General features: G+C 55.4%; 13 protein-coding genes. 5 read left to right on the top strand and 8 right to left on the bottom strand.

The features are described 5' to 3' along the window. The first annotated feature begins 1 nt into the window (after nt 1). The 4 genes from JF44_RS0105100 (at nt 2) to JF44_RS0105085 (ending at nt 3,527) form a co-directional block, all read left to right on the top strand. Nucleotides 2-967, top strand: a complete 966-nt coding sequence (locus JF44_RS0105100; protein ID WP_033067866.1) for a prephenate/arogenate dehydrogenase family protein — start codon at nt 2-4, stop codon at nt 965-967. Nucleotides 968-1,083: 116 nt separating this feature from the next. Next, nucleotides 1,084-1,956, top strand: a complete 873-nt coding sequence (locus JF44_RS0105095) for a DMT family transporter (RefSeq protein ID WP_033067865.1) — start codon at nt 1,084-1,086, stop codon at nt 1,954-1,956. Between the two features lie 60 nt (nt 1,957-2,016). Continuing rightward, complete coding sequence (locus JF44_RS0105090; protein WP_033067864.1) at nt 2,017-2,577, top strand: gamma-glutamylcyclotransferase; 561 nt, start codon at nt 2,017-2,019, stop codon at nt 2,575-2,577. Beyond that, nucleotides 2,577-3,527: a DMT family transporter gene (locus tag JF44_RS0105085; protein WP_033067863.1), complete on the top strand. Its 951-nt coding sequence runs from the start codon at nt 2,577-2,579 to the stop codon at nt 3,525-3,527. The genes JF44_RS0105090 and JF44_RS0105085 overlap by 1 nt, the downstream gene beginning before the upstream one ends. A 94-nt stretch (nt 3,528-3,621) precedes the next feature. Here the strand turns inward: JF44_RS0105085 and JF44_RS0105080 are convergent, their stop codons facing one another. From JF44_RS0105080 to ftsE, 4 genes are all read right to left on the bottom strand, one after another. Further along, a complete protein-coding gene (locus JF44_RS0105080; RefSeq protein ID WP_033067862.1) occupies nt 3,622-4,422 on the bottom strand; it encodes a lysophospholipid acyltransferase family protein in 801 nt (266 codons plus the stop codon). A 76-nt stretch (nt 4,423-4,498) separates the two neighbouring features. Further along, on the bottom strand, nt 4,499-5,215 hold the full coding sequence (locus JF44_RS0105075) for a YdcF family protein (protein WP_033067861.1): 717 nt from the start codon (nt 5,213-5,215) through the stop codon (nt 4,499-4,501). 115 nt (nt 5,216-5,330) lie between these two features. Beyond that, on the bottom strand, nt 5,331-6,233 hold the full coding sequence (locus JF44_RS0105070) for a cell division protein FtsX (RefSeq protein ID WP_033067860.1): 903 nt from the start codon (nt 6,231-6,233) through the stop codon (nt 5,331-5,333). A 61-nt stretch (nt 6,234-6,294) separates the two neighbouring features. Then, on the bottom strand, nt 6,295-6,972 hold the full coding sequence (ftsE, locus tag JF44_RS0105065; RefSeq protein WP_033067859.1) for a cell division ATP-binding protein FtsE: 678 nt from the start codon (nt 6,970-6,972) through the stop codon (nt 6,295-6,297). Nucleotides 6,973-7,333: 361 nt separating this feature from the next. On the opposite strand from ftsE, the gene JF44_RS0105060 reads away from it, so the two are divergent. Continuing rightward, nucleotides 7,334-8,164 carry a DUF3426 domain-containing protein gene (locus JF44_RS0105060; RefSeq protein WP_081944338.1) on the top strand — a complete coding sequence of 277 codons (831 nt, stop codon included), beginning with the start codon at nt 7,334-7,336 and terminating at the stop codon, nt 8,162-8,164. A gap of 111 nt (nt 8,165-8,275) precedes the next feature. Here the strand turns inward: JF44_RS0105060 and JF44_RS0105055 are convergent, their stop codons facing one another. The 4 genes from JF44_RS0105055 to argH form a co-directional block, all read right to left on the bottom strand. Next, a complete protein-coding gene (locus JF44_RS0105055) occupies nt 8,276-10,708 on the bottom strand; it encodes a DUF4175 domain-containing protein (RefSeq protein WP_033067857.1) in 2,433 nt (810 codons plus the stop codon). 179 nt (nt 10,709-10,887) lie between these two features. Beyond that, a complete protein-coding gene (gene lysA, locus JF44_RS0105050; RefSeq protein WP_033067856.1) occupies nt 10,888-12,159 on the bottom strand; it encodes a diaminopimelate decarboxylase in 1,272 nt (423 codons plus the stop codon). Beyond that, entirely contained in the window at nt 12,156-12,302 is a 147-nt protein-coding gene (gene lptM / locus JF44_RS20445) for an LPS translocon maturation chaperone LptM (RefSeq protein WP_162181385.1), read from the bottom strand. The genes lysA and lptM overlap by 4 nt, the downstream gene beginning before the upstream one ends. Continuing rightward, nucleotides 12,299-13,714 (bottom strand): argininosuccinate lyase, encoded by a 1,416-nt coding sequence (gene argH, locus JF44_RS0105045; protein ID WP_033067855.1) that lies wholly within the window; start codon nt 13,712-13,714, stop codon nt 12,299-12,301. The genes lptM and argH overlap by 4 nt, the downstream gene beginning before the upstream one ends. Nucleotides 13,715-13,742 lie beyond the last annotated feature (28 nt).

Raw genomic sequence — 13,742 nt, 5'->3', positions numbered from 1 at the left:
AATGACCAAAACTGTATCCCAACCGCTGTTTGAAACTGTCGCCTTTATCGGCATGGGCCTGATTGGTTCGTCCATGGCACGTCGCATCAAGCGTGACGGCCTTGCCAACAAGATTACCTGTGCGGTGCGTTCTGACGCGACCCGTGACCGGGTGCTTGAACTTGGTCTTGCCGATGAGGCCTATTGCGACATCAAGGATGCGGTTGGTGATGCAGATCTTGTCATGGTGTGTGCCCCGGTTGGTGCCAACCAAACCATTGGCGCGCAGCTTGGCGGTGCGCTTAAAAAGGGGGCGATTGTTTCTGATGTCGGTTCGGTCAAGCAATCGGTGATCCGCGATATCGCCCCGCATCTTGACGAAGGCGTGCATTTTGTTCCCGGTCACCCGTTGGCCGGGACGGAACATTCCGGGCCGGATTCCGGTTTCCCGGAATTGTTTGAGGAACGCTGGTGCATTCTGACCCCCGTGCCGGGCGAAAGCGAAGAAGCCACGGCCAAGGTGCGCGCCCTTTGGGAAGCCTGCGGGATGTATGTTGAATGTATGGATGCGGACCATCATGACCGCATTCTGGGCATCACATCGCATCTGCCGCACCTGATTGCCTATACGATTGTTGGCACAGCAACCGATCTGGAAGATGCGCTGCGTCAGGAAGTGATCAAGTTTTCTGCATCGGGTTTCCGTGACTTTACCCGTATTGCCGCATCGGATCCGACCATGTGGCGGGATGTGTTCCTGAACAACCGCGAAGCTGTTCTTGATGTGCTTGGACGTTTTCAGGAAGACCTGATGGCCCTGCAACGCGCTATTCGCTGGGGCGAAGGCGACAAGCTGTTTGAACTGTTTTCGCGCACCCGTGAAATCCGGCGTGGCATTGTTGATGCCGGTCAGTATTTCGCCAACTTCTCGGCTGAGGGTGAAGATCGTCAAAGCGACGAAAAGAGCAAGAAGAAGCCGATAGAATAAAGCGTTTTAACCCGGCCCGCCGGGACAAACCGACGGCTGCATCGCCCCAACTGGTGCACTGTCCGGTCCAAGGGGAATGAAATGTCTGCCGCCCATGACCTGCCAGAGCATCCGTGATGGAAAGTGCTCTTTTCGCCCGTATCATGCCATTTGTGTTTGTGTTCCTCTGGAGCACCGGCTTTGTCGGCGCCAAATTCGGTCTGCCCTATGCGGACCCGTTTGTTTTTCTGTTCGTTCGATTTGTCATCGTCCTGATCCTGATGATTCCGGTCCTTTTCCTGATGGGGGCAAAGTGGCCGAAAACCTGGCGCGAGGCCGCCCATATCGGCACCACCGGCGTGCTGGTGCATGGGGTTTATCTGGGCGGGGTGTTCTGGGCGATTGATACCGGATTGCCTGCCGGGCTTGCGGCCCTGATTGTTGGCCTGCAACCGGTTGTGACGGCATCGGTTGTTGGGTCGTTGCTTGGCGAACGGGTATCGATGCGTCAGTGGGGCGGGTTGATCCTTGGTCTGATCGGTGTGGCGCTGGTTTTGTTGCCCAAGATCGGTGACGGTGTTGGCATTACCGCATTTGGCATCGGCTTGGCGGTTGCCGCCCTGTTTGGGATGACCGCCGGGACACTTTACCAAAAGCGATTCTGCACGGGTATGGACCTGATGAGCGGGACGGTTGTGCAATATATTGCCGCAGGCGCCTTTGTCGGTGTTATCGCCCTGTTCAAGGAACCGCTGACGGTTGAATGGAGCATGGATTTCATTCTGGCGATGGCGTGGCTGGTGCTGGTTCTGTCAATCGGGGCAATCATGCTGTTGATGGTTCTGATCAAGCAGGGTGAAGCGACCCGGGTTGCCAGCATGTTTTATCTTGTGCCGCCCACGGCTGCTTTCTTTGCGTGGGTGCTGTTTGACGAGCAACTCGGCCTCCTTGGTTTTGCCGGGTTTGCAATTGCCGCCCTTGGGGTGGCATTGGTCATCATGAAGCGCTAGGGTCCTGATTCTGGTTTCGCCTGAAGCTGAAATTGTTGCAAGTGTCTGCCGGAGGTTGGTTTGACGGATGCCCGGGATAAGTGGGTTTTTGGATATGGTTCGCTGTTGTGGCGGCCGGGGTTTGAGTTCGTGGAATGTTCGCGTGCGCTTTTGCCTGGCTACCATCGGTCGTTTTGTATCTATTCCCATCATTATCGCGGAACGCCGGAAAATCCCGGCCTGGTTCTTGGCCTGAACAAGGGCGGGGAATGTGTTGGTAACGCGTTTCGGATCGCCCACGAAAACTGGTCAAAGGTGAAAGCCTATCTTGATGAGCGCGAATTGGTGACCAACACCTATATCCCGGCCGATGTCGAGGTCGAACTTCACGACGGTCGCAAGGTGATCGCGCACACCTATGTTGCCGATCCGACCCACGAACAATATGCCGGGAATTTGCCGGTCCGCACCGCTGTCGAGATCATTGTCGCAGCGCATGGCAATATTGGCCCCAACCTTGAATATCTGGAAAATACAGTGCTGCATTTGGATGAAATGGGGATCGTTGATCCGCCCCTGCACGATTTGATGGATTTGGTCCGCCGAGAATATGGCGAGATCAATATGGGGGCGGGGATCTGATGAGCCAGTCAACCGGATCAAACGCTGCGACCGCAGACAGCGGGGCGCAAACGCCGATGACAGTCGCCTATATGATGCTGGTGGCCTGCACCTTGATGTGGGGGTCAAATCACGTTGTTGCGCGCGGCATCAATGAAACCGTACCGTTTGAAGCACTGTCGTTCTGGCGCTGGATCGTTGCGATTTGTTTGCTGCTGCCATTTTGCTTTAAATACCTGAAGCGCGACCTTGCGATTATGGCACAACACAAATTGTCGATGTTCCTGATCGGCTTTACCGGTGTGTTTCTGTTTTCCGTGGTCATCTATCTGGCGGCCTATAATACCACGGCGGTCAATACCGGGCTTTTGAACGCGACGACGCCAATCTGGGTGTTGCTGTTTGCCGCAGCACTCACCGCAGACAAGCCAAAGCTTGGTCAATGGTGTGGCGTTCTGATCGCAGGGGCCGGGACCGCGACAATCATTGCCAAGGGGGATGCATCGGTTTTTGCCAGAATGGATTTCGTTCTGGGTGATGTGCTGGCGATGATGTCGGCCATGGTCTGGGCGGCCTATTCGATGTTTCTGAAACGCGCACCAAGGGGTGTTCACCCGCTTAGTCTGGTTTTTGTATCAGCACTGATTGGTTTGTGTTTCCTGACCCCGCTTTATGTCTGGGCACTGGTGGTGGATGGCAAACCGTTCTTTACCAGTCTGGACCCGGTTTGGCCGGATATGATCAAGATATTCTATATCGGCGCCGGACCCGCGTTCCTGGGGTATATGTTCTGGAACAAGGGCGTCTCAATGGTTGGGCCTGCCAAGGCCGGGGTGTTCATGTATCTGATTCCGGTGTGTTCAAGCGGGCTTGCCATCGTCTTTCTGGGCGAAGCGCTGCATCTTTATCATCTGGCCGGGATCACGTTGATCGTATCGGGGATCTGGCTTGTCACGCGTAAGAAAACCTGACGCTGACGCGACCGATACAAATGAAAAAGGCCCGGATACCAGGCGGTATCACGGGCCTTTTGTTTTGTCGGTACAGGCGCAGTCAGCCGAGCACTTATTTTGCTGAGTCGGTCTTGGCGTCTTCGATGGCCTTTTCGGCATCAATATCGTCAGAGGTCAGCATGGGCAGTTGGAATTCAGACTGCGCTTCGGCTTCGAGTTCGCGGGTGCGCTGATCGATGCGGGTTTTGATTTCCGTCATGAAGGTCTTGCGATCAAGACCCTTTTCCATCGGCGGCAGGAATTCCATCGTCACCCGTCCACCGTATTTCATAAAGCTGTCGCGGCCCCAGAACATGCCGGAATTAAGTGCAACCGGGATGACATCGGTTTCCGGGAAGGCCTTGTAAAGCGCATAGATACCGGGATGGTACGGGCGGTTGGACCCCGGTGGTGTGCGTGTGCCTTCGGGGAAAATAATCACCTGACGGCTTTCCTCAAGTGCCTTGGACGCACCCTTGATCATGTCCTTGAGTGCGGAACCACCCGCCGAGCGATCCACCGCGATCTGCCCGGAAAGTACCAGAAACTGCCCGACCAGCGGAATGCGGGTCAGTTCCTTTTTCAGGATATAGGCCGGGTCATTGACCACCGTGTGGAATGTCAGGGTTTCCCATGCAGACTGATGTTTGGCAACAAGGATACACGGTCCGTCCGGCAGGTTTTCCAAGCCGACGAAGCGTTTACGCATGTTAACCGAATAGCGCAGCATAAACTGGATCAGTCGACACCAGGCATGGCCGACAAACTGGTTGGCCTTGCGCCCACACACCATCAGTGGCGTCAACACAATGCAAAGCGCCGCCGTACCGCCAAAAAACAACACGTTAAACAACAACGCGCGGAGGGTTCTCATTCAGATAAAATCCTTCATACGCCCAAGTATTCGCTGTTTTGTAACAGCAATATTGCAATCAGAAAATGCCGATTGTTCAGCCATCCTTGTTCGTCGTGTTGGATGCGGAGTATTCATCGCGCTCCGGCGCGTTGCCGGGGCTGCGCAATGCCTTGCGATCGCCATTTGGCAACCAGTTCAGCAGCGTGTTGCGCATGCTGGCAAAAACATACTTGTTGTACTCGCTGGCGATCAGGGCTGTGCTGCCCGGGAAACGCCACCAGTTTTCGATTTTTACGGTATCGGGAAAGACCGGATGGGCGATGATATTGACATCGGGCATCAGGCTTTTGAATTCCAGAAGCGATCTTGGCATGTGATAGTTTGCCGTCACAATGCGCAGGCTTTTATAGCCTTCCTCATACATCCAGACAGCCGTTTCAATCGCATTGCCACGGGTGTTTTCCGCAACGTGCCCCAGAACCACACAGCAGGCGATCAGACGCGGGTCTGATTTTCCCACGGACAGAAGTTCGTCGACCTCAACCCCGCGATAGACACCCGATATGAAAAGTTTATCGGCCAACCCGCGCGCAAGAAGACGCCGCCCTTCTGACAGGCGTTCACTGCCGCCGGTCAGAACAACGATTGCATCGGTATGCTGGGTGGGGTTCTTAACCGTTTTGGGGATGTAATCGACATACCAGACAAAACCCGCCGCCCAAATCAGCCCGCAAATGATCAGGCTGGAAAGCAGAAAGCGAAACCGCCGGAAGCGGCGGCGATGCTGCACACTCAATGGGGGCTTGTTCATGAATGCGTGCCTAAATGGGGGCGATCTGGCATAAATCCGGAACTCCTGAGAGGGCCAAGGCCATGATCCCTAAAGGGAAGTAATGACACCCGACTATACGAAGACCTTCAACGGGTTACAACATCCGGTGTAGGACACGTAGGACAGTTCGGGTTGCTGTGATACCTGCAACCATCGCAACAACAAAGGGAATGGCAACAATCAGCGCGATGAAAGAGGGGCTTAGAACCAGTGACGGAATTGGCCATCCCGCCCGCATGCCAAGCCAGCCGATCAGCGCAGAGACAGGCAGCGCAATCAGCAGGCCAATTAGTGCGCCAAAGAAGGCAAGCCGCTGGTTGTGACGCCCGAACTGACGGGCGATATAGCCATCCTGCGCACCGATCAGATGCAGCAATTCAATGATGCGATGATGGATCGAAAGGCCCGAACGCGTGGCAAATACGACCGAAAGCATGGTTGCACCAAACAGAACGATGATCAAAAGCGCCAAAGCAAGTTCGACCGAAAAGGCGACATCGGCGATGCGTTCGATCCAGATGCGATGGTCATCCAGCACGGCTTCGGGGGCAATGACCCCCAAGCGGGTTTCAAGGGCGTCATAACTGAACCCGGTTTCCGGTGTGATTTCGATGATGCGCGGAATGGGAAGTTCGCTGATGACTTCATCAGGGCCAAGCCACGGTTCAAGCAGGGCAGCCATGGTATCGGGGCTGAGTTCCTCTATCCGGGCGATGCCGGGCAGGGTGGAAACTTCATCAATGATTGCATCAACCGTTTTCTGAAGGGCTTCTTCGCGTTCGATGGGGGAACGATTGGCAAGTTCGGTCGGGGGCACCTGAATGGACAGGCTTCCTTCGATTTGTCCCGACCATTGACCGACACTGTCATGCAGGGCTGCAAGCCCGACGATTGAAAAAGTCAGCAGGGCAACCATCAGGGCAACGATGCTTGGCAAGAAACGTGCGGAAGAATCGCTTTCCAGAGGTAAGTGCGATGGAGGTGCGCGGAATGCCATGATCGTTTGCTGGTCCTGTTGATCCTGTAACGACTAACCTTGAACGGTTAAGGGGGTGATATCAGCCAGTGTTGGTCGTATCGTGCAAGGTACCACCTTCAAGCAGCCATTGGGTATGGCCGAACCGTTTGACCAACTGGCGATTATGGGTCGCAATCAGGACGGTTGTGCCAAGTTTGTTGAGTTCTTCAAAAAGATACAGCAAGCGCATGGCGATTCGGTCATCGACGTTACCGGTCGGCTCATCTGCCAGCAGAAGGGCAGGGCGACCAATTACGGCGCGCGCAATGGCAACACGTTGTTGCTGACCACCCGAAAGCCGGGATGGCTGGGCGTTGATATGATCGCCAAGTCCGACCCATTCGAGAAGTTCGGTGACGTTTTTGCGAATCTGCAGGTCTTCCACCCCGGCAACCCGAAGCGGCAAGGCGACGTTTTCAAAGGTGGTCAGGTGATTGATCAGACGGAAGTCCTGAAACACGACGCCGATTTTGCGGCGAATCGCCGGAAGTTCTTCGCGCGGGATACGGATGTTATCGCGCCCGAAAATCGATATTTCCCCGCGCGTCTGGCGCAACGCCAAATATAAAAGCCGCATCAGAGTCGATTTACCAGCCCCCGAAGCACCTGTCAGGAAATGAAAGCTGCCGCGGCCCAATGAAAAATTGAGATCGCGCAGAATTTCCGGTCCGGACTCATAGCGGACTCCGACATTCCTGAAACTGACGACATCGGTCAAAATTCGTGCTCCATCTGGCAGAATGACGGTCTGCGTTGGCGACTGCTTTCGCAGCTTATAGCGGCTTTCTCTATTGCCTTACAGGGTTGGAATGTGTCGCTGTCGTGACAATATCGAAAATGAATTAACCGGATACAGCGGTTTTTATTTTTGTTTTCGGATGCCACGATCTGCGCGGATATGCAATGATTTGACACCCAAATCCGGGCAGCTTCTGTTATCTGTACTTAACAGTCTGTTAAATCGGCGCTATTTACATATAGTGTACGTCTTGGCTGACGGGATAGGGGGCCGTCAGTTGTGAACAATTTCATGCCTCCCCCATGTTTGATGCTGCCGTCATCGAAATGCCAGGTTTGCAATGATCATTACTTGCCCAGAGTGTTCGAAGAAATACTCAGTTAAGACCGAAGCAATCGGCCCGAAGGGCCGAACCGTGCGCTGTAAAAGCTGCGGCAATAGCTGGCATCAGGACCCGCCCGGCGCAAAGAAGGCCGAACCGGCCCCTGCGCCCGCACCCGAAAACGATCTTCCGCCACCCTTTAACGAGGAAGGCTCGCTTGGTGCTGACTTCAATGCAGATCAAATGGGCGGTGGCGCGGTTGACCCGGGCTTTGAAGATGCCGACAAGATCCCTGATCCGCCCCCGATCCCGCAGCAGCTCATTCGCAACAACCCCAAGCCGGAACCCAAAAAGAAAAAGGGTATCGTTGGCTGGATCATCTTCCTGTTGTTGCTTGGTGGTATCGGTGCGGGCGGTTATTTCGCCAAGGATCAGATCATCGAGTTGTGGCCGCCGATTGCCAAGGTCTATGACATGGTCGGACTGGATGTTCCCCATGTTGGTGAAGGCCTTGATATTCGCGAATTGCCACCGACCCGCGAAGAAGAGGACGGCGTTGACGTTCTTGTCGTGCGCGCAGAGATCGTCAATATCGTAGAAGAGCCGCGTCCGCTGCCCTATCTGCTGATCGAGCTTCTTGACCCGCTTGATCGGGTGGTTCAGCGCAAGAAGGTTCCGTTGATCTATGATGAATCGCTAGTCTCCACCGGGGCTGAAATGCCCATGCAGCAACAGATGTTGCCTGTTGGCGAAAGCCTGACGGTTGAAACCAGAATTCGTCGTCCGAACCCGACGGCAACCCGTTTGCAAGTGACCTTCCTTGATCCGCGTGAAGCGGTCGAGCCTTAAGCGAGCTGATACGACCTGACATGATTAAAAAAGGCAGCGCTGATGTGGCGCTGCCTTTTTGCTTGATTGGGTGTCTGACCGGAGGGTGTTAATGCGATCGTTGATCGGTGATCAGAAGCGTTTGAGCAATCGGTCGATATAGTCCTGTTCGATCTGGGGACGGTCCGGGTCGCCAGACCGACGGCGCAGTTCCTGCAGGATGCGCCAGGCCCGCTCAAGGGTGTTTACATCGGGAATAATGGTGGTGCCATTGCCCCCGACCGGGCGGCCCAGCGGGTCACGGCGACCTGATCCGTCAAGATCTTCAAGCATCGGTGCCATCTGACTTAGGCCTTCAAGGGCGCGGTTGATCTCGCCTATGCCGCGTTGCAGGGCCTCCATGGCCTGGTGTTGATATTGCAGGGCCTCGTGGGAGCGATTGTTGCCAAGGGCCTCTGCGGCACCTCGCATGGCGTTTATGACTGCGTTCATACCGCTGACATCGCCAAACTGCCCAAGGCCGGGATTTTCCAGGATGTTGCCTGCGTCATCGGCAAGGCCCTGTTGCTCGTTGGCGCGTTGACCGTTGCCGTTTTGCGCCGATGCATTGTCGCCCTCGTTCATCAGATCCTGTTGACGGCGCGACAGGTCGCGCATGCCATCAAGCATGTCGCGTAAGCTGGAGGTAATGTCCATTCCGCCCTGTCCGGTGGTGACCTGCATGTTTTCGACCAGTTCGCGCAGCCGGTCGATCAATTGGCGGGCCTGATCACGTGCGCCTGCACGCATGAGTGAATCAATCTGGTCGATGATGCGCGACAGGTCCTGTTGTTCCAGTGTTGCGCTTGCGGTGGGCTGTTCGTCGTCGGTTTGCGGGCTTTCGCGCATCAGTGCTGCCAGATATTCATTTAATGCCTGGCGGTACTCATCAATCAGGCGGGCAATCTCGCTTTCGGTGACGTCAGGGTTGGCAAGTGCTTCAAGCAGGCGTTCTTCGGCTTCCATCAGGTTGCGTTCGGCAATGCCGTAGCTGCCGCGTTCGATCTCTTCGGCGATATGCCACAACAGGCCGGCGACGTCCTGATGAACATCCGTATTACTCAGATTTGCCGCAAGTCGGGTTTCGGCAACCGACAAGGTCAGGAAAACGCCAATATGACCATTAAAGGCCTGCGGGGCGTAAAGAACCGGCAGGATGGCCTGATGCATTTCCTGAGCGCGGTCGGGAAAGCGCAGCAACCCGCGGCGAATGGCAATCAGTTTTTGCGCCACAGGATGGGTGAATTCCCGTTCGGGCAGGATCAGGGACCGTATGTCACTTTCACCACGCTGATCGGCATTGTCGTTTGATACCATCTGAATGTTGACCGGCAGCCCGGCCCAGGGATGGGCAACCAGATCAACAAAGCGCGGCCCTTCCACACGGGTCGGCATCGCGTTGGCAGCGACACCTTCGCCTTTCAGATCAATGACAATCTGATCTATCGGACCATATTGCCTGCGCGCTTCTGGTTCTGCTGCCGGTGTAATGACCAGATCAAGGCTGGCCAATCCGTAATCATCACTGGCGACATAGTCGAGGCGCATGTGATCGCGTCTGGTAATGGTGGGCGGGCTGACAAAGGACAGGCTTGGAATCGTATCGGCCAGCACTTTGATATCAAGTGTCAGGCGATCATTGCCCCAAACCGAAACACGCCACTGACCCGACTGGTCAATGGTGCTTGACAGGACATAGCTGTTTTCGCCGCTTTCGCTAAAGGCATAATCCCCGTTGGGGGTGGTCAGGCTGGGTTTCCAGATGCTTGATATGCTGCCATCAAGGGTCGATCCCGCCGGGACCTGCACCGACATGACATCATTGGGCCTGTTTTGGTCCGTGGCGCTGTTGTTACGAACGACTTCAGGGATGCTGTCATTTTCGAGGGAACTGAATTGCAGAATTCGGGGAATCTGCCCGGTGTATGCCGGCGGTGTGACCCACAATGTGGCACTGAAATCTGCGGCCCCAAGACGTTGCAGCGGGCTGAAGGCTTTTGAAAACCGTTCAGAAACATGGTCGCTGCCCGTCATCAGGCCGACAAAAAGCAGCAATACCGGGATGGCCGTCAGCCCAAACCGGTCAATGCGGGTAATCGCAGGGATCGGGCGGGGCAAACGCAGATTGGCAAGGGCGGTTTCATGCAGACCCAATTGCCGTTGCCACAGCAAGCTCGTCAGCGGATCGTCTGTGTCGGCGATATGGTCTTCAAGGCTTTGTAGCGGATTGTTCCTGAGCCGGTTTTCGATTTCGATCCGGTGCAATATCTCGCGCCGCGTCGGGGTGCGAAAATTGCGCCATGGTGCGACAACAGCAACCATGGCCGCGACCGACAGGATCGATAGCAGGATGATATGCCCGGTTGCGGGCAGTAATTCGAATGTCCCGGTCAGGGTCAGCCCGACAACCAGCATCCCAATCGACAGCGACGGGATCAAGCACGGCCAGACCGTTTCCCACAGCATGACCATGCGCGTCTTGCGCACATGGTGTTCCATTTCGGGATACGGTGGTATCAACGACATAGGTCTGGTGATCCCTGCTTGTCGATATGGTGCAACATTGATTGCACCTGCCATCCCTTACAGCTTGGGGTTTTAAGGGGGGCGGTCAAGCAGTTCGACCGTTTTTGCGCAAAATAAAAGGGCGGCAGGCACATCGCCAACCGCCCCAAAAGCAAGTTCAGATCAGAAAGTATCCGCCCTTAGGCGTTGCTGAGCCAGGACGGCACCTGATCCATGTTGATCAGGTCATCGATTTCCTGACGCGGGCGGACGATGGCAAAGTTGTTGCCCTTGACCAGAACTTCCGGCGTGAGTGCGCGGGTGTTATAGGTCGACGACATCACCGCACCATAGGCACCGGCTGACATCACGGCAACCAGATCACCTGGCTTGAGGTCGTCGGGCAATTTGCGGTCCTTGCCAAAGGTGTCGCCGGTTTCACAAACCGGACCAACCACATCGACAGTTGCCTGTTGATCGTCTTCACGCTGTTCATTGACCGGAACGATTTCGTGGTAGGCGCTGTAAAGTGTCGGGCGGATCAGGTCATTCATGGCGGCATCAAGAATGACAAAGCGTTTCGCTTCGCCGTCTTTGATGTACATGACACGTGACACCATGATCCCGGCATTCCCGGCAATCAGGCGACCCGGTTCCAGCGTAATGTGGCAACCAAGGTGGCCAACAGTTTCGCGCACCATCTGGCCATAGGCATCAGGAAGCGGCGGTGTTTCACCCTGATAGGCAATGCCAAGCCCGCCCCCAAGGTCAAGGTTGCGGATATCAATACCTTCGGCGCGCAATTGTTCGACCAGACCGGAAAGACGGGTAAAGGCCTCGCGGAACGGGGTCAGGTCGGTCAACTGGGAACCGATGTGCATGGCAATGCCGGTGATTTCGATGCCGTCCATTGTTGCCGCATCACGATAGACCTCAATCGCACGGGGCCAGTCGATGCCAAATTTGTTCTCGGCTTTGCCGGTTGCGATCTTTTCATGGGTTTTGGCGTCAACATGCGGGTTGATGCGAAGCGCAATGCGCGCCTTTTTGCCCATGTCGATGGCAACACGGTTCAGTTCGATCAGCTCGGGAATGCTTTCGACATTGATCTGCGCGATGTCGGCGTCAAGTGCCTCGCGCATTTCGGCGTCGGCCTTGCCAACCCCTGAAAAGATGATCTTGGATGGTGAAATACCGGCGCGCAGGGCACGGCGCATTTCACCAACCGAAACAACATCGGCACCCGCCCCAAGATTGCCAAGCGTTTTCAGAACTGCCTGATTTGAGTTGGCCTTGACCGCAAAGCAGACAGTGGCATCAAGCCCGTCAAACGCGTCAGCATAGACCTTGTAATGGCGCTCAAGCGTTGCCGTCGAATAGCAAAAGAACGGAGTGCCGACTTTATCAGCCATTTCCGGCAGCGAAACGCCTTCTGCGTGAAGGACGCCATCAATATATTCAAAATGGTTCATTGGGTGGGGTAATCCCTTGGATATTCATGACCTGCATCGGTTGGCGGTTCGAGCGGCCCTTTTTTGCCACATGCCGCCACCGAAAGTCCCAAGACAATGGCCAATGCGACCATGGCGCTGCGTTTTAGCAAGGTGTTGTTCATTTCAGAAACCTTTCCTTTGCGCTCGCGACCGATTCCTTGACGCGAACCGGCGCGGTACCGCCAAAGCTTTGGCGGGCGGCAACCGATGCCTCGACCGTGAGCACATCATAAACCGCATTGGTGATCTTGGGTTCGATCCCCTGCAGGTCTTCAAGGGACAGCTGATCAAGATCACACCCCTTGGTTTCGGCAAGCTTGACGGTCGCACCAACAACGTGATGGGCATCGCGGAACGGCATGCCAAGTTCGGCCACCAGCCAATCGGCAAGATCGGTTGCGGTGGTGTAGCCCGCACCGGCAGCAGCACGCATGTTATCAGCAAAGACCTTCATATCGGCGATCATGCCGGTCATGGCAGCAACACACAGGCCAAGATGGTCGTGGGCCTCGAATACCGGTTCCTTGTCTTCCTGCATGTCTTTGGAATAGGCCAGTGGCAGGCCCTTCATCGACAGCATCAAGCCGTTATAGCAGCCAACAATACGCCCGATCTTGGAGCGGATCAGTTCAGCCGCATCCGGGTTGCGTTTCTGCGGCATGATCGACGAGCCGGTCGAGAATTTGTCGGACATGCCGATAAAGCGGAACTGGGCCGAGCACCAGATGACCATTTCTTCGGCCAGACGTGACAGATGCATGGCGGTAATCGATGCGGCGTTGAGGTATTCAAGCGCAAAGTCACGATCCGATACCGCATCAAGTGAGTTTGCCGTCGGGCGATCAAAGCCCAGTGCGCTTGCCGTCATGTGGCGGTCAATCGGATAGGGCGTTCCAGCCAGGGCAGCAGAACCCAGCGGATTTTCGTTGATACGGGTGCGGCAATCGGCCACACGTCCGCGATCACGGCCAAACATTTCGACATAGGCCAAAAGATGATGACCAAATGTGACCGGCTGGGCTGCCTGCAAATGCGTAAAGCCCGGCATGATGGTTTCAGCGTGGGTTTCGGCCTGTGCGATCAGGGCATCCTGCAGGCCCTTGAGGCCAACTTCAAGATCGCCAAGGGCAACATCACGGACCCACAGTTTGAAATCGGTGGCAACCTGATCATTTCGCGAGCGCGCAGTATGCAGGCGACCCGCCGCCGGACCGATCAATTCGCGCAGGCGGCTTTCGACATTCATATGGATGTCTTCAAGGGCAGCCGAGAATTTGAAGTCGCCGCTCTCGATTTCTTGAAGAATCTGGTCTAGACCGTTGGTGATCTTTTCGCCATCTTCAGCAGGAATGATGTTCTGCTTGACCAGCATGGCGCAATGGGCTTTGGAGCCCTGAATATCCTGGGCGTAAAGGCGCTTGTCAAAACCGATGGAGGCATTGATTTCTTCCATGATGGCTGACGGGCCTGCTTCAAAGCGGCCGCCCCAAAGGGAGTTTGCGTTTTTCTGGTCAGTGGCGTTTTGGTCGGTCATTTTGATCCGCAGTCTTGGAAAGGTGGGT

The organism is Thalassospira australica, from assembly GCF_000763295.1.
In the GTDB taxonomy this organism is placed as follows: domain Bacteria; phylum Pseudomonadota; class Alphaproteobacteria; order Rhodospirillales; family Thalassospiraceae; genus Thalassospira; species Thalassospira australica.
The sequence above is the reverse complement of the archived record's forward strand: the minus strand, read 5'-3'. Positions and strand labels throughout refer to the sequence as shown.